The organism is Bradyrhizobium sp. BRP22 (assembly GCF_020194175.1).
Taxonomy (GTDB): Bacteria; Pseudomonadota; Alphaproteobacteria; order Rhizobiales; family Xanthobacteraceae; genus Bradyrhizobium.
This window is the reverse complement of the sequence record NZ_JADYVX010000030.1, coordinates 23114-45147: the sequence shown is the minus strand read 5'-3', so window position 1 is coordinate 45147 and position 22034 is coordinate 23114. Positions and strand designations below refer to the sequence as shown.

General features: G+C 64.5%; 14 protein-coding genes. 6 read left to right on the top strand and 8 right to left on the bottom strand.

Annotation, left to right across the window (positions count from 1 at the left end; all coding sequences use genetic code 11):
• Positions 1–27 precede the first annotated feature (27 nt).
• Positions 28–1596, top strand: a complete 1569-nt coding sequence (locus I6F35_RS29390; protein WP_225121149.1) for a DUF4403 family protein — start codon at positions 28–30, stop codon at positions 1594–1596.
• Between the two features lie 249 nt (positions 1597–1845).
• Positions 1846–3057 (top strand): ABC transporter substrate-binding protein, encoded by a 1212-nt coding sequence (locus I6F35_RS29385; protein ID WP_225121148.1) that lies wholly within the window; start codon positions 1846–1848, stop codon positions 3055–3057.
• A 14-nt stretch (positions 3058–3071) separates the two neighbouring features.
• On the opposite strand, the gene I6F35_RS29380 is transcribed toward I6F35_RS29385, so the two are convergent.
• The 4 genes from I6F35_RS29380 to I6F35_RS29365 all read right to left on the bottom strand — a co-directional run bounded on the left by I6F35_RS29380 (position 3072) and on the right by I6F35_RS29365 (position 8395).
• Positions 3072–3989 (bottom strand): MBL fold metallo-hydrolase, encoded by a 918-nt coding sequence (locus tag I6F35_RS29380; protein WP_225121147.1) that lies wholly within the window; start codon positions 3987–3989, stop codon positions 3072–3074.
• Positions 3990–4147: 158 nt separating this feature from the next.
• Positions 4148–5362 carry an acyl-CoA dehydrogenase gene (locus I6F35_RS29375; protein WP_225121146.1) on the bottom strand — a complete coding sequence of 405 codons (1215 nt, stop codon included), beginning with the start codon at positions 5360–5362 and terminating at the stop codon, positions 4148–4150.
• Positions 5363–5482: 120 nt separating this feature from the next.
• Positions 5483–6556 carry a 3,4-dihydroxy-2-butanone-4-phosphate synthase gene (gene ribB / locus I6F35_RS29370; protein ID WP_225121145.1) on the bottom strand — a complete coding sequence of 358 codons (1074 nt, stop codon included), beginning with the start codon at positions 6554–6556 and terminating at the stop codon, positions 5483–5485.
• 108 nt (positions 6557–6664) lie between these two features.
• Positions 6665–8395, bottom strand: a complete 1731-nt coding sequence (locus tag I6F35_RS29365; RefSeq protein ID WP_225121144.1) for a cation:proton antiporter — start codon at positions 8393–8395, stop codon at positions 6665–6667.
• Between I6F35_RS29365 and I6F35_RS29360 the strand changes: the two genes are divergently transcribed.
• Entirely contained in the window at positions 8394–8987 is a 594-nt protein-coding gene (locus I6F35_RS29360) for a DUF3124 domain-containing protein (RefSeq protein ID WP_225121143.1), read from the top strand. The two genes, I6F35_RS29365 and I6F35_RS29360, sit on opposite strands and share 2 nt — an antisense overlap.
• A gap of 49 nt (positions 8988–9036) precedes the next feature.
• Entirely contained in the window at positions 9037–10278 is a 1242-nt protein-coding gene (locus I6F35_RS29355) for a PLP-dependent aminotransferase family protein (RefSeq protein WP_225121142.1), read from the top strand.
• Positions 10279–11326: 1048 nt separating this feature from the next.
• Here the strand turns inward: I6F35_RS29355 and I6F35_RS29350 are convergent.
• The 3 genes from I6F35_RS29350 to I6F35_RS29340 form a co-directional block, all read right to left on the bottom strand.
• Positions 11327–12898 (bottom strand): alkaline phosphatase D family protein, encoded by a 1572-nt coding sequence (locus I6F35_RS29350; protein WP_225121141.1) that lies wholly within the window; start codon positions 12896–12898, stop codon positions 11327–11329.
• A 306-nt stretch (positions 12899–13204) separates the two neighbouring features.
• Positions 13205–13615, bottom strand: a complete 411-nt coding sequence (locus tag I6F35_RS29345) for a hypothetical protein (protein ID WP_346283210.1) — start codon at positions 13613–13615, stop codon at positions 13205–13207.
• A gap of 150 nt (positions 13616–13765) precedes the next feature.
• A complete protein-coding gene (locus I6F35_RS29340; protein WP_225121140.1) occupies positions 13766–17236 on the bottom strand; it encodes an indolepyruvate ferredoxin oxidoreductase family protein in 3471 nt (1156 codons plus the stop codon).
• Between the two features lie 200 nt (positions 17237–17436).
• Between I6F35_RS29340 and I6F35_RS29335 the strand changes: the two genes are divergently transcribed.
• Together I6F35_RS29335 and I6F35_RS29330 are read left to right on the top strand one after the other, a co-directional pair.
• On the top strand, positions 17437–18237 hold the full coding sequence (locus I6F35_RS29335; RefSeq protein WP_225121139.1) for an SDR family NAD(P)-dependent oxidoreductase: 801 nt from the start codon (positions 17437–17439) through the stop codon (positions 18235–18237).
• A 260-nt stretch (positions 18238–18497) separates the two neighbouring features.
• On the top strand, positions 18498–18722 hold the full coding sequence (locus tag I6F35_RS29330; protein WP_225121138.1) for a hypothetical protein: 225 nt from the start codon (positions 18498–18500) through the stop codon (positions 18720–18722).
• Between the two features lie 124 nt (positions 18723–18846).
• Here I6F35_RS29330 and I6F35_RS29325 read toward each other — a convergent pair whose 3' ends face one another.
• Positions 18847–22029: a multidrug efflux RND transporter permease subunit gene (locus I6F35_RS29325; RefSeq protein ID WP_225121137.1), complete on the bottom strand. Its 3183-nt coding sequence runs from the start codon at positions 22027–22029 to the stop codon at positions 18847–18849.
• Positions 22030–22034 lie beyond the last annotated feature (5 nt).

The window sequence follows — 22034 nt, the reverse complement described above, 5'->3', positions numbered from 1 at the left end:
TCGGGGGCTTCTCGACCTGGGGGGATGATGCGTCTGGCGATGCGTCCGAAGACGATACTGATCGGCGTCGTGGTGGTTGCGGCGTCGTTCCTGATCAGCCTGAAGGCCATGGATTGGCTGGCGCCGCGTGCGACCATGCCCGCACCGCCGCTTGCCGAATTGCCGCCGCTGCCATCGGCGCCGCGCAGCTCGGTGGTGATGGCGCCGATCGCCGTTTCGCTGTCAGCGATCCGCGACGCCGCCGACCGCGGCGCGCCGAAGAATTTCAGCGGCAAGGCCGACAACCCGGTGCAGCAGATCCTGCAGAACGCCGATATCGGCTGGCAAGCGTCGCGCGGGCCGATCGCAGCAACCGGTGCGGACGACGTACTGTCGCTCTCCACGCCGCTCACGGGCATGCTGAACGTCACGGGGTCACTCTCGGCGAAGGCGACGGGCGCGATCGGCGACGCCCTTGGCAGCCTGCTCGGCGCCAACGCCGCCAAGCAGATCGGCGACATCAACATCAAGCAGATCAATGCCAACGCCGAGATCAGGGGTAATGTGGTCATCACCTCGCGGCCACGGCTGGCCGTGGCCTGGCGCATCGAGCCCAATCTGCAGGGACAGGTCAATCTCGGCGACACCAGCCTGTCGGTCGCGGGCGCTCGCGTCAACGTGCCGGCGCAAGTCAAGCCGCTGATCGACAAGACGGTCGCCGACCAGCTCAACGCCGTATCGACGCGGATGCGCAACGATCCGACCTTCGAGCAGAATGCACGGACGCAATGGGCGAAGGCCTGCCGCTCGATCCCGCTGCAGGGCGCGGGCGCCATCCCAAACATGCCGCCGCTGTGGCTGGAGCTTCGCCCGATCCGGGCGCTGGCAGCGCAGCCGCGGGTCGACGCCCCCGCGGTGACGCTGACGCTCGGCATCGAAGCTGAAACCCGGATCACGGAGACGCCGACCAAGCCGGACTGCCCGTTCCCAGCCACGATCCTGATCGGACCGCAAACGCCGGGCCACGTCAGCATCGGCATGCCGGTCGACATGTCGTTTGTGTCGCTGACGAAGCTGTTGGAGGCGCAGCTTGCCGGCAAGACCTTCCCGGAGGATGGCTCCGGTCCGGTCGACGTCACGGTGAAGCACGCGAGCGTGGCGGCCTCCGGCGATCGCCTGCTGATCTCGCTGCTCGTGAACGCGAAGGAGAAGAAGAGCTTCTTCGGCTTCGGCGCCGAGGCCACCGTGCACATTTGGGGACGGCCGGTGCTGGACCAGACGCAGCAGATCATGCGGCTGACCGACATCGAACTGGCAGTCGAGTCCGAGGCCGCCTTCGGCCTATTGGGCGCCGCGGCGCGCGCAGCGGTACCGCAGTTGCAGCACGCATTGGCGGAGAAGATGACCATCGACCTGAAGCCGTTCGCGAGCAACGCCCGGCAGAAGCTCGCCGCCGCGATCGCCGATTACCAGAAGAACGACGACGGCGTGAAGGTTTCGACCGAGATCACCAGCCTGCGACTTGCCGGCATCGCCTTCGATTCCAAGACGCTGCGCGTGATCGTGGAGACCGAAGGCGCGATCAACGTTTCCATCAACAAGCTGCCGACGCTGTAGATCACCTCCCCTTTTTCAGGCGGAGCACCGTAGACCGGGTGGAGCGACAGCGTAACCCGGGACTGCTCGTGAATGCGGACGCGGACGTCCCGGGCTGCACGTTCCGCTCCGCCCGGGCTACGGGCTGCGTATAAGCAGACCTCCCCTGCGACCTTGTTCGCGGTCTTGTGCTTTGCCGCTCCTGTGGCACCGGATAGAACTGGCGGCGTTGACGCCAAGCCCTCAACAAGAAGCCAGGGAGAAGAAACGATGAAACCGCTCGCGGCCGCCCTTGCGGCGGGTCTCGCGCTTGCCGCCTCCGGTAGCGCCGCCAATGCCCAGATTTCCGATGACGTGGTCAAGATCGGCGTGCTGACCGACATGTCCAGCCTCTATGCCGATGCCACCGGCAAGGGGTCGGTCGCCGCGGTGCAGATGGCGGTCGCCGATTATGGCGGCAAGGTGAGGGGCAAGCCGGTCGAGGTGGTCTCCGCCGACCATCAGAACAAGCCGGATGTCGGCGTCGCCATTGCCAGGAACTGGTACGATAACGAGAAGGTCGACGCGATCTTCGACGTGCCGACCTCCTCGGTCGCGCTGCCGATCTCGGCGCTGACGCGCGAGAAGAACAAGATCAACATCAATTCCGGCGGCGGCTCGTCCGACCTCACCGGCATCGCCTGCTCGCCCAACACCGTGCACTGGACCTACGACACCTACGCACTGTCGAACGTCGCCGGCAAGGCGATGGTCAAGCGCGGCGAGGACACCTGGTTCTTCGTCACCGCCGACTATGCTTTCGGCATGGCGCTGCAGCGCGACGCGGCCAATGTCGTCAAGGAGAGCGGCGGCAAGGTGCTCGGCGAGGTACGCCACCCGCTTAACACCTCCGACTTCTCCTCCTTCCTGCTGCAGGCGCAGGCCTCGAAGGCCAAGGTCGTGGCGCTCGCGAATGCCGGCGGCGACACCACCAACGCGCTGAAGCAGGCCGCCGAATTCGGCCTCACCCAGAGCGGCCAGAAGATGATCGCGCTGCTGCAGGAGATCACCGACACGCATTCGCTCGGCATCCAGGCAACCCAGGGCCTGATCGTCACCGACGCCTTTTACTGGGACATGAACGACGAGACACGCGCCTTCTCAAAGCGCTTCAACGAGAAGGTCGGGCACATGCCGACCATGATCCAGGCCGGACTCTATTCGGCGACGATGCACTATTTGAAAGCAATCGAGGCCATCGGCTCCGACGAAGCGCTGAAGGTGATGGCGCAGATGCGGGCGACGCCGGTGAACGATTTCTTCGCCAAGAATGGCAAGATCCGCGTCGACGGGCGCATGGTCCACGACATGTACCTGTTCGAGGTGAAGAAGCCCTCGGAATCCAAGGGCGAATGGGACCTCTACAAGCTGCTTGCCACCGTGCCGGGCGACGAAGCGTTCCGCCCGCTCGACAAGGGAGGCTGCCCGCTGGTGGGGCACTGAGGCGCGTTCGCGTCTCACGCCAACCGGTACGTTCCCCCGATCACGGGATCGCCATCGGTCTTGACGATCCCGCGCGCGACCAGATCCTCCAGATGCGCCAGCACGGAATAGCCGGCCGCACCGGTTAGCCTGGGATCGAGGCCGATATAGATCGCGCGCACCATGGTTGGGATGTCGGCCTCGCCCTTGGCGAGGCGGTGCAGGATCGAGGCTTCGCGTGCCTTCCGGTGCCGCGCCAGGAAGCGGACGTAGCGCTGCGCTTCCGTAATTTCCGGGCCGTGGCCGGAGAAATAGAGTTGCTCGGGCCGCTGCTCCAGCCGTTCCAATGAGGCCATGTAGTCGATCATTGAACCATCCGGCGGGGCCACGATCGAGGTCGACCAGCCCATCACGTGATCGCCGACGAAATTGATGCCGCGCTCGGGCCAGGCGAACGCCAAATGATTGGCGGTGTGCCCCGGCGTCGCCACCGCTTCCAGCGCCCAGCCGGAACCTTCGATCACGTCGCCGTTCCTGACCTCGACATCCGGCCTGAAGTCGCGGTCGGCGCCGGACTCCGGATTATGCTTCTCGCTCTCGAACCGCGGCCGTGAGGCGCGGTGCGGACCCTCGGCATAAACAGGCGCGCCGGTCGCCTGCGTGATCCGCGCGGTGTTCGGCGAATGGTCGCGATGGGTGTGGGTGACCAGGATATGCGTCACGGTCTCGCCGCGCACGGCATCCAATAGCGCCCTCGCATGCGCTTCGTCATCAGGGCCGGGATCGATGATCGCGACGTTGCCCTTGCCGACGATGTAGCTGACCGTGCCGGTGAAGGTGAACGCACTCGGATTGTTGCAGAGGACGCGCCGCACGCCGGGGCGGGCTTCCTCGACCACGCCGGGCTTCAGCGGAAAATCGCGGTTGAACGGGATGTCGTCGTTGTCGGCCATGGGAATTTCCTACCAACAGCCGTCACCCCCCGAAGGCGGGGTATCCAGTAATCGCCAGCACGGAAGAGAGAATGAAATGCCGCGGAATACTGGATCGCCCGCCTTCGCGGGCGATGACGACGTTATGCGGGGCCACGTTCGCGCGCCCCTCTACACTATTACGAAAACGCCTGGATGCCGGTGATGGCGCGGCCCAGGATCAGCGCGTGGACGTCGTGGGTGCCCTCATAGGTGTTCACGGTTTCCAAATTCGCGGTGTGGCGCATCACGTGATACTCGATCTGGATGCCGTTGCCGCCGTGCATGTCGCGCGCCACGCGGGCGATGTCGAGCGCCTTGCCGCAATTGTTGCGCTTGACGATGGAGATCATCTCCGGCGCCATCTTGCCCTCGTCCATCAGCCGGCCGACGCGAAGCGAGGCCTGCAGGCCGAGCGCGATCTCGGTTTCCATGTCGGCAAGCTTCTTCTGCACCAATTGCGTCGCGGCCAACGGCCGGCCGAACTGCTTGCGGTCCAGGGTATATTGCCGTGCACGGTGCATGCAGTCCTCCGCGGCGCCCATCGCGCCCCAGGAGATGCCGTAGCGGGCGCGGTTGAGGCAGCCGAACGGACCCTTGAGACCGGAGACGTTGGGCAACAGCGCGCTCTCGGGCACCACGACGCCGTCCATCACGATCTCGCCGGTGATCGAGGCCCGCAAGGACAGCTTGCCGCCGACCTTCGGCGCCGAGAGGCCCTTCATGCCCTTCTCCAGGATGAAGCCTCGGATCTGGTTATCGTGCGCGGCCGACTTCGCCCACACCACGAAGACGTCGGCGATCGGCGCGTTCGAGATCCACATCTTGCTGCCGGTCAGCCTATAGCCGTCGGCAACCTTCTCGGCGCGCGTCTTCATGCCGCCGGGATCGGAACCCGCATCCGGCTCGGTCAGGCCGAAACAACCGACCCATTCTCCGGTGGCGAGCTTGGGCAGATATTTCTTGCGCTGGTTCTCATCGCCATAGGCATAGATCGGATACATCACCAGCGAGGACTGCACCGAGTTCATCGAGCGATAGCCGGAATCGACCCGCTCGATCTCGCGCGCCACGAGGCCATAGGCAACGTAGCTCGCATTCGCGCAGCCATATTCCTCCGGCAGCGTGACGCCGATGAGGCCGAGTTCCCCCATCTCGCTGAAGATCTCGCGATCGGTCTTTTCTTCCAGATAGGCGTTGATGACGCGCGGCAAGAGCTTGTCCTGCGCGTAGGCGCGCGCGGTGTCGCGGATCATGCGTTCGTCTTCGGTGAGCTGGTCATCGAGCAGGAACGGATCATCCCACTGGAAAGAAGCCGCAGCCGGCTTGTCCTTGGCCTGGGGGCGCACGCTCATGAAAATCCCTTTCGCATCGTCGTTTCGGAATTGACCGATAAATTAAAGCGCCGCGCGGGGAAGCGCAATTGCATTGGGTTCCCTTCCGGGTTTGCGCTACGCGACCCGGAACGACTTTCGTCAGCTTTCGAGTTTCTCGTTGGAGACGATCTCGATGCCGAAACCGGACAATCCTTTGTAGTCGTGCACGGACGAGGTGAGATTGCGGATCGAGGTGACGCCGAGATCGCGCAGGATCTGTGCGCCGACGCCGACCTCGCGCCATTGCCGGTTGCGATCGGCCTCCGCCGTCTGCGTGCCGACGGGCTCAACGGGAACGCCCGCCGCACCGTCGCGCAGATAGACCAGGACGCCGCGGCCGGCCTTCTTGAACTCGCGCAGAACGGCCTCCATGCGGGCCCCGCCGGTGAAGATGTCCTTGACGATGTTCGGCTTGTGCAGCCGCGTCAGCACGTTCTTGCCGTCACCGATGCCGTTATAGACGAAGGCGGCGTGCATGATCTCGTCGAAGGGCGAACGGTAGGCATAGCCCTGCAGCGGGCCGATCGGGCTGTCGGTCGTGAAGGTCGCGACCCGCTCGATCAGCTTCTCGCGGGCCTGGCGATAGGCGATCAGGTCGGCGATCGTGACGTGCTTGAGATTGTTGGCGGCGGCGAAGCGGGCCACCTGCTCGCCCTTCATCACCGTGCCGTCGTCGTTCATCAATTCGCTGATGACGCCGACCGGCGGCAGGCCAGCGAGCTTGCAGAGGTCGACCGCAGCTTCCGTATGGCCGGAACGGAGCAGCACGCCGCCGTCGCGGGCGATCAGCGGGAAGATGTGCCCGGGCCGGGCAAAATCATTGGCGCCAGCATTGGGATTGGCGAGCGCGCGGCAGCAGGAGGCGCGCTCGTCGGCCGAAATGCCGGTGCCGCCATCGGGCTTGTAGTCGATCGAAACGGTGAAGGCGGTGGTGTGGCTGGAATCGTTATGTGCGACCATCGGGTCGAGCCGCAGCCGCTTCGCATCGTCGGTAGTGATCGGCGCGCAGACGATGCCGGAGGTGTGGCGGATGATGAAGGCCATCTTGTCGGCGGTACAGAGCGAGGCCGCGACGATCAGATCGCCCTCGCCTTCCCGATCCTCGTCATCGGTGACGACGACGAGTTCGCCCTTCGCAAAGGCTTGCAACACTTCCTGGATCGTATCGGCCATGTCTCAAAATCTCGCTTCTTGCTGGCAGTGCATTAGCCGGAACCGGCAGCCCGCGCCAGCATCAATCTGCAGGCCAGGACGGCGTGGGCAGGCATATCAGGCCGCATCTCAAGGCAACACCTCGCGCCGCTCGGCGAGCTGCGTATCCATCTCGGCGCGCTTCTCTTCCAAGAGGCCGGCCTCCGCCGCCTCGATCACCGAGAACAGCTCGCTGGCGTCGCTGATCCGCGTCACCGTCACGTAGTCGGCCCCGGCGGCGTAGAGGTCGTTCACGTCGGCCAGGAAATCGGCGGTCGCGACGATCTTGGCGGTTGGATTGAGGCTCCGGACATGGCGGACCAGCTTCTCGTTGTTGGCGCCGACCAGGAGCGAATCCGGCACGCTCAGGATGATGATCTCGGCCTTGCCGATGCCGGCATGCACCAGCGTATCGACATTGCTGATGTCACCATAGATCACGTGCAGGCCGCGATCTTTCAAGGTCCTGAACACCAGCGGGTTGAAGTCGATGACGCTGAGCTGCTCCAACAGCGCTTCGTTCTGCCGCTCGATCTGGCTGAGCAGGGCACTGGCGGCGCGGAAGAAGCCGAGGATGACGATCCGCCGGCTCTCGCCGTGGGCGCCGTCCTCGCTCCCTTCCGCAGGATGCGCCTGGTCGAGGTCGTGGAGCCCGACCCGCTTCAACGGGCCGATCAGGAAACGCGTGATCTCGCCGCTCTTGGTCATCACGAAGGTGCTGAGCACCGCCAGCACGACGAAGGCAAAGGACGCCGCACTCGAGGTCGCCGTTGAGATATGCCCGGCGGCGACGCCGGTCTGGATCACCACCAGCGAGAATTCCGAAATCTGCGCCAGGTTGATCGCCGGCAGCAGGCTGGCCCTCAGGCCCTGCTTCATCAGATAAAGCGGCGTGAACGTGGTGACCAGGCGGCTCACCACGGTGAATGCCGCGATCAAAAGCGCAAGCCCGATCACCGAGAGGCCGGGAACCGGAATGGTCATCCCGAGCGCGACGAAGAACAGCGTGATGAAGAAATCGCGCAAGGTGGTGACCTTGGCGGTGACGTCGAGCGCATAGGGGAAGGTCGACAGCGACACGCCGGCGACCAGCGAGCCCATCTCACGCGACAGATGCAGACGTTCGGCGACCTCGCCGATCAGGAAGCACCAGGCGAGCGCGCCTAACAGGATCAGTTCGGGCCGCCGCGCGATCTGCTGGAACAGCCGCGGCAGCACGTAGCGGCTGAGCACCAGCGCCGTCGCCACCAGCACGCCGACGCGCAGGATCGAAAGCAGGATGACGCCGATCTGAAGGTTGTCGAGGCTCGGCTGCACCGCGAGGAACAGGATCGCAAAGATGTCCTGCAGCACCAGCACGCCCAGCGTGATGCGGCCGGGCAGCGTATCGAGCTCGCGCTTCTCGTACAGCACCTTGACGATGATCACGGTCGAGGAGAGCGCGCAGGCGACGCAGAGATAAAGCGCATCGAACTTGCCGCCGCCACCCATCGAGAGCCCGAGGCCGACGAAAAACAGGATGCCGAGCAGGCAGCCGCCCAAGAGCTGCCCGCCGGCCGCGAACAGGATCACCTTGCCGGCGCGGACGATCTTCTTCAGGTCGATCTCGAGCCCGATCATGAACAGCATGAAGATCAGGCCGAGTTCAGATATGACACTGATCGATTCCTGGGACTTGACCCAGCCCGTGCCGAATGGACCAATCAAGAACCCGGCGATAAGGTAGGCGAGGATCAGGGGCTGCCGGGAGAAGTGAGCTAACAGGCCGAGCACCCAGGCGAACAGGATGCTTAAAGTAATATCACCTATAAGTTCATGCATGTCTTGGGGCTACTCCTCGTCGCAACCTAGAGACCCAAGCACGGGGGTCAAACGAGCAATCTGTCACATCCGCGCCCTTAGCCTGTTTTTCGCCATTCTGGCATCTACGATCGCATCCCGCCCCTGCACGGCGCAAAGCGGCAGCATCGAGCAGGGTTTTGCGAATTCGCTGACGGCTGTTCCCGCCGACAATCTCGCCGTCTCCGGCTCCTTCTACGTCCCAGTCTATTCCAGCGTCTCGATGAGCCAAGGCAGGCTCAGGGCCGATTTCTCGGTGACATTGAGTATCCACAACACCTCCGAAACCAAACCCCTGGTATTGAAGCGGATCGCCTATTTCGACACCGAAGGCAAGCTGGTTGAAAGCCACCTGAAAGCGCCGATTGCGCTGAAGCCTTTCGCAACCATCGAGGTCTTCATCCCCACGTCCGACGTGCGCGGCGGCACCGGCGCCAATTTCGTGGTGGACTGGGCCGCAACCGACGAGATCGCCGAACCCGCGGTCGAAGCGCTGATGGTTGGCAGCGTCGGCCCGGGGCATTATGCCTTCATCAGCCAGGGCCGGCCGATCAGGAGCGTCGGCAAGAACTAGCAAGAGGGCTTCGTCCCTCTCAACGACAACAACACGGGAGCAAATGTCCATGTCCGCCTCGACCCAATTCGATTTCGCGCCGCTGTTGCCCGCCGGCCTGCCGGCGCCAGCCGCCAAGTGGACCGGGCTTGCCAAATACAGCTTCGTCGGCGGCAACAATGATCCGGACGGGGTTCCGGTCGACGGGCTGGTCGAGGCGGTGAACGCGGTGTTGAAGCGCGAGGGCAAGGCGCTCGCGACCTACAACCTCGCCCATGGGCCGCAGGGCTATCGGCCGCTGCGCGAATTCCTCACCCAGAAGCTTAAGCGCGATGCCGGCATCCACTGCACGGCCGACGACATTTTGATCGTCTCCGGCTCGCTGCAGGCGCTCGACCTCGTCAACCACACGCTGCTGACGCGGGGCGACACCGTGCTGATCGAGCAGGAGACCTATCAGGGCTCCCTGAACCGGCTGACGCGGCTCGGCGTCAATGCGGTCGGCATTCCGCTCGACCAGGACGGCATCCGGATCGATGCGCTGGCGGCCGCCCTCGCCGACCACAAGCGGCGCGGCATCACGCCGAAGTACATCTACACCATTCCGACCGTGCAGAACCCGACCGGCACGATCCTGCCCGAGGGCCGCCGCGCCGAGATGCTGAAGCTGTCGCGCGACTATGGCGTGCCGATCTTCGAGGACGATTGCTACGCCGACCTCACCTGGAGCGGCAAGCGCCCGCCGGCGATCTACGCCATGAGCCAGCAGGGCGGCGTGATCCATATCGGCTCGTTCTCGAAATCGATCGCGCCCGCCTTGCGGGTCGGCTTCATCGTCGCGCCTTGGGAGGTGATGTCGCGGATGCTGGCGCTGAAGACCGATGCCGGCTCCGGCGCGCTGGAGCAGATGGTGCTCGCCGAATATTGCGCGGCGCATTTTGCGACCCACGTGCCGGAGCTGACGCGCGGCCTGCGCAAGAAGCTCGACACGCTGATGGAGGCGCTCAACGAGCAGTTCGGCACCTCCGCCGAGTTCGAGGAGCCGAAGGGCGGCATCTTTCTCTGGGTCAAGCTCCCGGACCACGTCGATACGCTGAAGCTCTACCAGGCAGCGCTTGCGGCGGGCGTCTCGATCAATCCGGGGCCGGAATGGTCGACGAACAAGGCCTGGTCCGGCAGCCGGCTGCGATTGTGCTTCGCCAGTCCCTCGCATCAGCAGATCCGCGAAGGCGTCGCGGTGCTCGCGGAAGTCTGCCGGCGCGAATTCGGGGTGCCGACGCGCAGCGGCAATATCGAGCGCGCGCAGGGCTGAGAGGCGGAAGAGGCGGACACGGATTGCTTCGTCACCAGCACGCCTCGTAACGATGACGCCGTCATCGCGAGCCACCGGGTCGGCGCGAAGCGCCGCCCGATGACAGGCTCCACGAAGCAATCCATATCGCCGCTTGTGGAGAGATGGATTGCTTCGTCGCTTCGCTCCTCGCAATGACGGGCGGTGAGTTCGGATTCAAATGTCAAACAGCTTCTCCGCTGTCATCGTCCGGCTTGACCGGACGATCCAGTATTCCGGAGACGGTGGTGCTCGAGCCGAGAGGCCGCCGGGTACTGGATGCCCCGCCTGCGCGGGGCATGACGGTGGAGTGGATGTGAGGTCGCGTTCTCGCGGCATGGATTGCCCGAGTCTTGCGCCTCGTTTTACGCTCTCATCGAAGTGAGGGCGCAGGGAAAGCCGGGTGCCGGTCGCACCCGTGGGCCCCGTGCAACAAAAAGCACGGGGGTAGGACCACAGGTCAACCGGAGCAACTCCGGCTTTCCCTGCGCGATGGTTTACGGCTTACTTCGTGCTCTTCTCGGTGACCGGGCTTTCTTGCCACCGTCGCCCGCGGCAGCTCTTGCTGCTCGCGAACTTAGCGCCAGCGTCGGGGCGCCAGAACCACACGACTTCGCCGTCCGTGAATGCCACGCTCGTCAGTCGTGACACACTCGTCCACCGCATCTCACCGCAACGTTCGTGACGATCGCGAGCCGCCCCTCATCTGGGTGAGACGCGCGGAGTTAAATCACTGATTTGCCCGACGGCGAAAGCGGAATGTTTTTTCTGCGAGGGCTGGACGGGGAAAATCACCTTGGAATCATTGACGAATTTTCTCGCTCCGTCATTCCGGGGCACGCGCAGCGTGAGCTATGATGTGCAATTGCACATCAGAGAATCCATGTCTCTACTTGCGCAAGTGGCTCAATGGATTCCGGGTTCGCGACTTCGTCGCGCCCCGGAATGACGCAGAGTAAGGAGCCCGTGGCCCATCCCTCGTGACGCCGCTTCGCGGCTCCTCGGGATGAGGTCGGAACGTGGCGGCAAATCAAATATGCTCGGCCATGATCTTGCCGGGCCGCGCATCCGGCCGCGGCGCGATGTCGACGGACCACAGATCGCGGTTGTCGACATCCTTCAACGTCACCGTCATGACTTCACTTTCGCCATCGATGTCGACGCGGCCGAAGAATTGCAGGCCGAAACACGGGGCGAGATTGTCGCCCTGCTCCGCGCTGCAGCCCTTCTGATACATCGCCTTCGGGCCGAAGGTGTTGTCGAGCACGCCGGGCGACCAGGTGCCGGCGTGCAGCGGGCCGGAGACGAATTCCCAGAACGGCTCGAAATCCTGGAAGACGGCGCGGTTCGGATCGTAATGATGGGCCGCGGTGTAATGCATGTCGGCGGTGAGCCAGATCGTGTTGCGGATGCCGGCGCGCTTCATGAAGGACAACAGATCGGCGATCTCGTGCTCGCGCCGCGCCGGCGGGCCGCCGCCGAGCGCGACTGCATCGAGGCTGATGAGGCCGATCGGCAAATCCGCGGCGATCACCTTCCAGGTGGCGCTGGAGGCGACGAGTTCGCGCTTCAGCCATGCCAACTGCCTCTCGCCGAGGATGAAGCTGTAGCGGCCATCGCCCTTGTTCCAGGTGGAGTCGCGGTAAGAGCGCATGTCGATCAGGAACACATCGAGCAGCGGGCCATAGGCGATCTTGCGATAGACGCGGCCATCCTGCGCAGCGATCGCGCGCATCGGCATGAATTCGTGAAAGGCCTGGCGCGCCCGCGCCACCAGAAGCGAAGAGCCGTCCTCGGCATAACCGGTCTCGTCAGCGCTGCCGATCGGCGACCAGTCGTCGCAAACCTCATGATCGTCCCATTGCGCGAACATCGGCACTTCCGCGTGAAAGGCGCGGAAGTTCGCGTCACACCAATTGTATTTGTAGTTGCCGCGAAACTGCGGAAGGCTCCTGGCAACGGCCGACTTCTCCTCGGTGACAATGTTGCGCCACCGCGTGCCGTCCGGCAGCGGCAATTCAGACGGCACCGGACAATCGGCATAGATGTGGTCGCCGGAATGAATGAAGAAGTCGGGACGGTTCTCCAGCATGGTGCGATAGCTGCGCAGGCCGCCGCGGGCGGGATCGATGCCCCAGCCCTGCCCCACGGTATCGCCGGACCAGACGAAGGAGATCGACTGGCGTGTCACCGGCGCCGTGCGGAGGTGGCCGGTTCGCACTTCGCCCGCAAGCCCGTCGGATGATTCAAAGCGAACGCGATAGAAGATGTCCTGTCCCGGCGGCAAGCCGTCGAGCAGGAGCTTTGCGGTGAAGTCGGACGACGCCACCGCGTCCATCGAAGCCGTGCGCAAAATGCTCTTGAAGTTCCCGTCGGCTGCGCATTCGACCTGCATCCGCGCGGCGCGGTCGGCGCGCGACCAGATCACGGCCGCATCATCAGAGACGTCGCCCGATTGAATCCCGCATCGTAGCTGCGGGCGATCGGCAGCGCGGCTGAGATAGGGCTTTGCGAGCGTGCCGAGACCTGCGAGCGCGGCAGTCGAGCCCGAGCGGATCAGAAGCTGGCGCCGGGTCAGGCCGCGCTTGCCGCGCGTCGTCATCTAGCAGGATCTCCATCGAATCACGACGAAGGTTGCCTGCGCTGTTTGACTCCCGACTTACGGTTTTACGACGGGTGGATGACTCGTGGGACTGACGGGGCGCGGCAGAACATGGAGGAGAACATTGCAGCAGCGCGTCCAACTGTATCCCCTCTGAGGAGACCGCGAAGCGGTCGTCTCGAAGGATGTGGCCCCGATCTCACAGCCGGGCCTCATCCTTCGAGACGCGCTGCGCGCTTCTCAGGATGAGGGTCTACTGTCGGTGGGTCTTTTTCTGTGGGTCTTCTACAGGAGTATGCGGCCCGGTCAGCGCCAGTTGCAGATGCCGCCGGTGCGACAGGGCCAAGTCTGTATGCGGGTGTCGCGGGCCTGGGCGTCGAGCGGGTTGCTGTGGCGGCGGGCGAGCCTGGCGCGGGCGGGAGCGCGGCGCTCGGTGCGCGCCGACCGCTCTGGCGCAGCGCGCGCTGCCCTGACCGTTGTCGTGGGTACGGGCTTGGGTTCCGCGACCACCCGCGCAGCGTCGTTGCGATCGGTCTTGGCTTCGACGGGAACCCGCGCGAACTCGGTGGGCGGGCCGAGGCGCCTGGGCGACAGCACAGCTTTGGAGAGGTCGAGATTGAAATAGTCGCCGGGACGATACTCGTCCGCCATCGCCGGGACGCTCAGGACCACGGCGGCGGTGCCAACGGCGGCAAGAACTGCATTTCTGGAGATCACCGGACGCTCCGAAATGACTCAAAATGGAACATGCCCATCATGTAGTGGGCCGGCCGGACAATTCCAGCCGATCCTGGGGGCACGGTTACCGATCAACGAAGGTGATGGCCGCAGGTTGCTTGCTGCGGCCGAGGACCAGCCAGGACGGAACTATTCGGCCGCCTGTGCGACCGGCTGGCCGATCGCGGCCTCCAGCCGCTGGCATTCCTGGCGGTAGCGCGCGACGCTGGCTTCCTTGACGTGACCGTAGCCGCGCACCAGTTCGGCAGCTTTCGCCAGCGCCACCAGCCGCGGCAGATCGTGCAGCTTGCTGTCGAGATGGCGGAATATCATCGCCGAATACTCGCCCGGCAGCGCGCGCTCCATCCGCCGCTCGGCGGTGTAGCCGAAGATGTCGAGCGCGGTGCCGCGCAAGCCCTTCAGCCGCGCCAGCAGCTTGAACGCGCTGAACACCCAGGGCCCGAACTCGCGCTTCTGCAGATGCCCGGTGACCTTGTCGCGCCGCGCAAACAGCGGCGGGGCGAGCAGCACCTTCAGGCCAGGCTCGCCGTCGAACTGCTCCTTCAGCGCTTTTGCGAACTCGCCGTCGGAATAGAGCCTGGCGACCTCGTATTCGTCCTTGTAGGCCATCAGCTTGAACAGCCCTTTTGCAAACGCTTCCGTCAGGTCATGCGAGCCGGGAGCGGCTGCCGTCTCGGCGGCGCGCACCCGCGCGACGTCGGCGAGGTAGCGCTGCGAATAGGCCTCATCCTGATAGTCGGTGAGGAATTTGGCGCGGAAGGCGATGGTCTCATCCAGCGTGCGCCGGGCCGGCGCCGCGCTCGAGGTCTTGAAGCGGGCGGCGCTGACGACGCGCGCCAGATCATGCGCGGCGAGCCGGCCCCAGGAGAAGGCCATCTTGTTCATCTCGACCGCGGCGCCGTTGAGCTCGATCGCCTTCAGCAGCGCCTCCAGCGACAGCGGCACCGCCCCGCGCTGGAAGGCAAAGCCGAGCAGGAAGGCGTTGGCGGCGATGCTGTCGCCCATCAGCGCAGTGGCAAGCCCGGTGGCGTCGAGGATGTCGAGATCGGACGAGGTGACGGCCTCATTGAGCGCGTCGCGCATCGCACCCGCCTCGAAATCGATGTCGGGATTCATCACGAAGCTGGCGGTCGGCAGCAGGTCGGCATTGACGATGGCGCGCGTGACGCCGCGCTCGGCCCGGCTCAGCGCCGCGACGCTGGTCGCGACCACGATGTCGCAGCCGAGGATCAGATTGGCGCCGCCGGCGGCGATGCGGACGCTGGCGAGATCCTCCGCACTCGGGGCGAGGCGGACATGGCTCATGACCGCGCCGTTCTTCTGCGACAGGCCGGTGAAGTCGAGCGTCGAGCAGGCCAATCCCTCGACATGGGCGGCCATGCCGAGCAGCGCGCCGATGGTGATGACGCCGGTGCCGCCGATGCCGGTGACGAGGATGTTGTAGGGACTGGAAAGCGTCTGAGGCTTCGGCGTCGGCAGGTCGGCAAACAGCGCCGACGGATCGGCGGCAGTGCGGTCGGCCTTGCGCAGCTTCGCGTCATGGACGGTGACGAAGCTCGGGCAGAACCCTTCGATGCAGGAGAAATCCTTGTTGCAGTTGGACTGGTCGATGCGGCGCTTGCGACCGAGTTCGGTCTCGAGCGGTTGCACCGAGACGCAGTTCGACTGCACCGAGCAATCGCCGCAGCCTTCGCAGACGCGCTCGTTGATGAAGACGCGCTTCGGCGGATCGGGATAGAGCCCGCGCTTGCGGCGCCGGCGCTTCTCGGCCGCGCAGGTCTGGTCGTAGATCAACACCGTAAGGCCGGCGATCTCGCGGAGCTCGCGCTGCACGGCGTCGAGCTCGCGGCGATGATGGATGGTGGCACCGGCGGGGAAATAGTTGGCGGGATATTTGGTCGGATCGTCGGAGACGATGGCGATGCGCCTGGTGCCTTCGGCCGCGACCTGGTGCGCGATCTGCGACACCGTGAAGCTGCCTTCGGCGGGCTGGCCGCCGGTCATCGCGACCGCATCGTTATAGAGGATCTTGTAGGTGATGTTGACGCCGGCGGCGGCCGCGGCGCGCAGCGCCAGCAGGCCGGAATGGGTGTAGGTGCCGTCGCCGAGATTCTGGAACACGTGCTTCTCGTCGGTGAACGGCGCCTGCCCGATCCAGGCCACGCCCTCCGCGCCCATATGCGAGATGGTGGCGGTGCGGCGCGCCGGGATCGACAGCGCCATGCCGTGACAGCCGATGCCGGCCATGGCGCGGCTGCCTTCCGGGATCTTGGTCGAGGTGTTGTGCGGACAGCCCGAGCAGAAATACGGCGTGCGCTGCAGCTTGGCCGCGCCGATGCCCTCCACCGGCCGATCAAAGGCTTCGAGCTTGGCCAGGCGCTGCTCCAGCATCGGGCTGCGATGGCCGAGCTTGCGCAGACGCGCGACAACGGCGGCGGCGACCATGGTCGGCGTCAATTCGCCCTCGCTCGGCAGCAGCACCGCGCCGCTCTCATCGCGTTTGCCGACCACCGACGGGCGTTTCGGCGCATCGACATTGTAGAGGATGCGGACGAGCTGGTCCTCGATGAAGCCGCGCTTCTCCTCGACCACGAGCACGTCCTGCAGGCCCTCGGCGAAGGCGCGGGCGCCGGATTCCTCGAGCGGCCAGGTAAGCGCGACCTTGTAGATGCGCAGGCCCAGCGCCTGCGCTTCGGTATCTGATATGCCGAGCTCGGCCAGCGCCTGGCGGAGGTCGAGATAGGCCTTGCCTGTCGCCATGATGCCGAGCCGCGCCGGCCTGGAGTCGAGCACGATGCGGTCGAAGCGGTTGGCGCGGGCGAAGGCGGCGACGGCCTGCATCTTCGGGCCGTGCAGGCGCCGCTCCTGATCGAGCGGCGCATCCGGCCAGCGGATGGAGAGGCCGTCCGGCGGCATTTCGAAATCGTCAGGCGTGACGATCCGGATGCGGTCGGGATCGCTGATGATGGAGGCCGAGCTTTCCACCGTCTCCGAGATCGCCTTGAAGCCGACCCAGCAGCCGCTGTAGCGCGACAGCGCGAAGCCGAGGATGCCGAGGTCGAGATAGTCCTGCAGCGTGGCGGGATTGACCACCGGCATCAGCGCCGATGCGAACACCTGCTCGCTCTGGTGCGCCAGCGTCGAGGACTGGCAGCCATGGTCGTCGCCGGCGAGCGCGATCACGCCGCCGTTCTTCGAGGTGCCGGCCGAATTGGCGTGCTTCAGCGCATCGAGCGACCGGTCGACGCCGGGGCCCTTGCCGTACCAGATGCCGAACACGCCATCGACCTTGGCGCCCGGAAACATGCCGACCTGCTGGCTGCCCCACACCGCCGTCGCCGCCAGATCCTCGTTGAGACCGGGGACGAAGGCGATGTCGTGCTGGTTGAGGAAGGATTTCGCCCGCCACAATGTGTGGTCGTACATGCCGAGCGGCGAGCCGCGGTAGCCGGAGATGAAACCTGCGGTGGTGAGTCCCTGCGCGCGATCGCGTTCGCGCTGCAACATGGGGAGCCGGACCAGCGCCTGGGTACCGGAAAGGAAGATGCGTTTGACGTCCAACCAGTACTTGTCATCAAGTCCAACGTCCATCACCGCCATGCTTTGCTCCCCGTCCCTGCCGCTTGTGTTGTTTGCACATAGCATGCACTGATTTTGCTATGCATTGACAGGGCTGCATTCATGGCCTGACGGCATATCTCACAGCATTCTCCGCCCCCTCTCAGCCCCCTTGCCGACATGGCGCATCTTTGAAACGGTGGCGGCAACGGACAAGAGTCCGACAGCGGGAGTGAAACGGGATGCGCCTTCAGGATCGTGTCGCCATCGTCGTCGGCGCCGGCCAGAGCCCCGGCGAGGGCATCGGCAACGGCCGCGCCACCGCGCTCACCTTCGCGCGCGAAGGCGCCAGGGTGCTGTGCGTCGATCACCATCTCGACTCGGCGCAGGAGACGGTCGACATGATCGCGGCGAAGGGCGGCACTGCTGCAGCCTTCAAGGCTGACGTGACCAAGAACGCCGAGATCAAGGCGATGGTGGCGGATGCACAGCAGCGCTGGGGCACTGTCGACATCCTGCACAACAATGTCGGCGTCAGCCTTGCTGGCGGCGATGCCGAACTGCTCGAGATCAGCGAGGAGGCATTCGATCGCTGCGTCGCGATCAACCTCAAGAGCTGCATCCTCGCCGCCAAGCACGTGATCCCGATCATGCGCGCCCAGCGAAGCGGCGCCATCATCAACATCTCCTCGATGGCCGCGATCACGACCTATCCTTACGTCGCCTACAAAGCGACGAAGTCGGCGATGATCGCTTTTACCGAACAGCTCGCCTATCAGAACGCGCAATACGGCATTCGCGCCAATGTGATCCTGCCCGGCCTGATGAACACGCCGATGGCAGTCGACACCCGCGCCCGCGAATTCAGGAAGAGCCGCGCCGAGGTCGAGGCCGAGCGCGACAGCAAGGTGCCGCTGCGACAGAAGATGGGCACCGGCTGGGACGTCGCCAACGCCGCGCTGTTTTTGGCTTCAGATGAAGCGAGTTTTATTACCGGCGTAACCTTGCCGGTGGATGGCGGTGCCAGCGTACGGCGCGGTTGAACGCGAAAGCTGCCGTAGCACGGGTGAAGCGCGAGCGAAGATGGATGCAGGGGTTGCGCTGCGCTCCACCCGGGCTACGGGCGCCAAAATCCGCGTGGTTAAGATTCAATGGATGTCTTGAAGTTATTGAGAAATTCCAGCCACACGATGATGTGACGGTCTTTCCCCGTAATTCGAAATCCTGACTCGATCTGGTCGCATGTTCTTCACGAGCGCTGGGTAAGACGCGCCCCGTCGATGGTTAACGAATCCGAGGGACCATGAACGACGAATTCGACTACGAGCTGACAACGGATCAGTGGGAAGTTCTCAAGGCGTTGCGTGCACCTGCAGCAAACCCTTCGAGAATAGGCAGGTTTGCGGTCGAAAGCCTGATCACGCTCGGGCTCGTGGCGATGCGCGGCGATTCGCTTGCGTTAACGCCGGCCGGACGCAAGGTGCTGATCCGCGGCTCGTCGAAACTGCTGCAGGACCTCGCCGCCTGACATTAAGGTTGAGAGCGTTTTCGAGCCAGGTGGACACCGGTTCGCATGAAGAAAACGCGTCAAACAGGAATTCAGAGCTTCGATCCTGATTCCATCAGACTCGAAGCTCTGGGCACACGCGGCATCATGCCGCGTGTGCCTTTGCAGGAATGGTGGCCTCGCCGTGATGCGTCAGCGGCTTCATGCCGGTGGCGCTGCGAAGCAACACATAGAAGACCGGCGTCAGGAACAGACCGAAGATCGTGACGCCGATCATACCCGAGAACACCGCGACACCCATCGCGCGCCGCATCTCGGAGCCGGCCCCGGTCGACAGCACCAGCGGCAGCACCCCCATGATGAACGCCATCGACGTCATCAGGATCGGGCGAAGACGCAAGCGGCTCGCCTCGATCGCGGCGCGGATCGGCGAACGGCCGGCGAATTCCAATTCGCGCGCGAACTCGACGATCAGGATCGCGTTCTTCGCCGACAATCCCACCAGCACGATCAGGCCGATCTGGGTGAAGATGTTGTTGTCGCCACCGGAGAGCCAGACGCCGAACATCGCCGCCAATAGTCCCATCGGCACGATCATGAGGATCGCGAGCGGCAGCGTCAGGCTTTCATAGAGCGCGGCCAGCACCAGGAACACCAAGAGGATCGCCAGCGGGAAGACCCAGATGCCGGAATTGCCGGCGATGAACTCCTGATAGGTCAGGTCGGTCCATTCGAAGGCAAAGCCCGGCGGCAGCACTTCGGCGGCAATCCGCGTCGCCGCTTCCTGCGCCTGCCCGGACGAATAGCCGGGCGCCGCAGCGGCGTTGATGTCCGAGGACAGGAACCCGTTGTAGCGGATCGCACGCTCGGGACCTGCGCTCTGGCGGATCTTGAGCAGCGCCGACAGCGGCACCATGTCGCCGGAGGACGAGCGCACCTTCAACTGCCTAATATCGTCGGCGCGGGCGCGGAACGGCGCGTCGGCCTGGACATAGACCGAATAGGTGCGGCCGAATTTGTTGAAGTCGTTGACGTAGTACGAGCCCAAATAGATTTGGAGCGTGTTGAAGACCTCCGTCACGGGCACGCCGAGCTGCAGCGCCTTGGTGCGGTCGATGTCGGCATAGAGCTGCGGCACGTTGACCTGGAAGCTCGAGAACAGGCCCGCGATCTCCGGCGCCTTCGACATCGCCGCCATGAACGCCTTGGTGGCCTCGTTGAGCGCGTCATAGCCGAGGCCGGCGCGATCTTCGATCTGCAATTTGAAGCCGCCGATGGTGCCGAGACCGTTGACCGGCGGCGGTGGGAACATCGCGATGAAGGCTTCCTGGATGCCGGCGTATTTCTTGTTCAGCTCAGCCGCGATCGCATTGCCGCTGAGCGAAGAATCCTTGCGCTCGTCAAACGGCTTCAGGGTCGAGAACACGATGCCGGCGTTGGAGGAGTTGGTGAAGCCGGAGATCGACAATCCCGGGAACGCCACCGAGCTTTCGACGCCGGGCTGGGTCAGCGCGATGTCGCTCATCTTGCGGATGACCTCCTCGGTGCGATCGAGCGTCGCGCCGTCGGGCAGCCGCGCGAAGCCGACCAGATACTGCTTGTCCTGGCCGGGGACGAAGCCGCTCGGCACCTGCTTGAACAGCACGGCGGTGACGCCGATCAGCAGCACATAGAGGCCCATCACGGCGGCCTTGCCGAAAATCACCTTGCCCACGCCACGGCCGTAGTTTTCCGAGGAGCGCGTGAAGACCCGGTTGAAGCCACGGAAGAACCAGCCCAGGCCCTTGTCCATGATCAACGTCAGCCTGTCCTTGGGCTCGTGATGGCCCTTGAGCAGCAGTGCCGAGAGCGCCGGCGACAGCGTCAGCGAGTTGATCGCCGAGATCACGGTCGAGATCGCGATCGTCAGCGCGAACTGCTTGTAGAACTGCCCGGTAAGGCCGGAGATGAAGGCGAGCGGCACGAACACGGCGATCAGGACCAGCGCGATCGCGATGATCGGGCCCGACACTTCCTTCATCGCCTGGTAGGTGGCGTCCCGCGGAGAAAGCCCGGACTCGATGTTGCGCTCGACGTTCTCGACCACGACGATGGCGTCGTCGACGACGATGCCGATCGCGAGCACCAGGCCGAACAGGCTGAGCGCGTTGATCGAGAAGCCGAACACATGCATCACCGCAAAAGTGCCGACGATCGATACCGGAACCGCGAGCAGCGGGATGATCGAGGCGCGCCAGGTCTGCAGGAACAGGATCACCACCAGGACGACCAGCACGATGGCTTCCAACAGCGTGTGCACCACGGCCTCAATCGAGGAGCGGACGAACTGGGTGGGGTCGTAGACGATCTGGTAGCTGACGCCGTCAGGCATGTTCTTCTTGATCTCGGCCATGGTCGCGCGGACCTTGGTGGAGATATCAAGCGCATTGGAGCCTGGCGCCTGGTTGATCGGGATCGCGACCGCCTGCTTGTTGTCGAGCAACGAGCGCAGGCCGTATTCGGAGGCTCCCAATTCGATGCGCGCGACGTCGCGCAGGCGCACGACTTCGCCGCGCGCACCGGTCTTCACCACGATCTCGCCGAACTGCTCCTCGCTGGCGAGGCGGCCTTCGGCATTGACGGAAAGCTGCAGGTCGATGCCCTTGACGCTGGGCGAGGAGCCGACCACGCCGGCGGCGGCCTCGACGTTCTGCGCCTGGATTGCCCTGACGATGTCGCTCGCGGTCAGGCCGTGCTCGGCCGCCTTCTGCGGATCGACCCAGACCCGCATCGAATAGTCGCCGGCGCCGTAGAGCTGGACGTCACCGACGCCGTCGATCCGCGCCAGGCGGTCCTTGACGTTGAGCACCGCGTAGTTGCGCAAGTAAGTCATGTCGTAGCGGTTGTTCGGCGACAAGAGATGCACGACCATGGTGAGATCGGGCGAGCTCTTCTTGGTGATGATGCCGAGCTGGCGCACCACCGCCGGCAGCCGCGGCTCGGCCTGCTGCACGCGGTTCTGCACCAGTTGCGTGGCCTTGTCGGGATCGGTACCGAGGCGGAACGTCACCGTCAGCGTCATCGCGCCGTCGGTGGTGGCCTGGCTGCTCATATAGAGCATGTTCTCGACGCCGTTGATCTGCTCCTCGATCGGAGTGGCGACCGTCTCCGCGATCACCTTCGGATTGGCGCCCGGATAAGTGGCGCGCACCACGACCGATGGCGGCACGACATCCGGATATTCCGAGATCGGCATCGCCAGCAGCGAGATCAGGCCGGCGAGGAAAATCAGGACCGACAGCACACCCGCAAAGATCGGCCGGTCGATGAAGAATTTCGAGAGATTCATAAGTG